The sequence below is a fragment of the Mesorhizobium sp. M7A.F.Ca.CA.003.01.2.1 genome (genome assembly GCF_003998945.1).
GTDB classification, from domain to species: domain Bacteria; phylum Pseudomonadota; class Alphaproteobacteria; order Rhizobiales; family Rhizobiaceae; genus Mesorhizobium; species Mesorhizobium ciceri.
Window position 1 is genome coordinate 1 of sequence record NZ_RZRA01001326.1, and the last position, 1,105, is coordinate 1,105.

The 1,105-nt window shown below is 63.7% G+C and carries 1 protein-coding gene; it reads right to left on the reverse strand.

Features of this window, described 5'->3' with window-relative positions:
- The coding region (locus EN969_RS32385) for a lytic murein transglycosylase (RefSeq protein ID WP_245467616.1) at positions 1-1,103 on the reverse strand (1,103 nt) is incomplete at its 3' end.
- Positions 1,104-1,105 lie beyond the last annotated feature (2 nt).

Consider the following 1,105-nt stretch of genomic DNA (forward strand, 5'->3'; position numbering starts at 1 on the left):
TCATAGCCCTTGGCCTCCAGCGCCCGCTGCAGGGCGGCGATGTCCGAACGGTGCAGCCCGCCGATCGCGCCCCAGCTGCCGGCGAAGTTCTGATCGCCATGGGCGATGCGATCGGCGCCATGGCCGATGAACAGCGCGTACAGGTCGCTGGTGTTGTATTGCTTCAGCACGTAGAAATTGGGCGTGGCGACAAAGGCCGGGCCGCTGCGCCCTGCCGGCATCAGCAGAAAGCCTTCGGCCTTCAGCTCACTCACTGGAAACGGTTTGCCGCCGACGCGCTTGATGCCCATATCAGCCCATTGCGAGATTTTCTTGCCCTGGTCCGGGCCTTCCAGCGAACAGGAAACGCTTTCCGGCACCGTCACCTCGAATCCCCAGCCACGACCCTTTACCCAGCCATAGTGGACGAGATAATTGGCGATCGAGGCCAACACGTCGGGCGTCGAGTTCCAGATGTCGACGCGGCCGTCGCCGTCGAAATCGACGGCATGTTTCAGGAACGAGGTCGGCATGAATTGCGGCTGGCCGAGCGCGCCGGCCCAGGACGATTTCATCGCGCCGACCGGAGCCAGCCCGCGCTCGACGATCTCGAGTGCGGCAAGCAGTTCGGTGCGGAAGAAGTCCTTCCTGGTCGACATGAATGCCTTGGTGCCCAGCACTTCGAAGGCGTCATAAGGCATCTTCGCCGCGCCGAATCCGGTCTCGCGGCCCCAGATCGCCAGCAGCACTTCGCCCGGCACGCCATAGCGCTTTTCGATGGCCGCAAGTGTCCTGGCATTGGCGGCTTCGCGCGCGCGCGCGCCCGCCGTCACCGCGCGAACCGTCTTCTCGGCGAAATAGGCGCCGGGTGAGCCGAATTCGGCCTGGTGCTGCTTCTGGGGCGTGGCCGCCTTCTCGCCCGGCTTGACCAGGTCCGGCAGCTTCAGATTGGGCTTGATGCCGTCGAAGGCGGCATCAAAGGTGGTTTTGGAAATGCCTTTCGCCTTGGCCTGCGGCCAGAGGTCGTTCTGCAGCCAGGCGCGGAACTGGTCGTCGATCTTTGCGGCGGAGGCGGGGGGGGAAAAGACCGAGAGAAGAACTGCAAAAAAGGAAAACAGAGCCAATC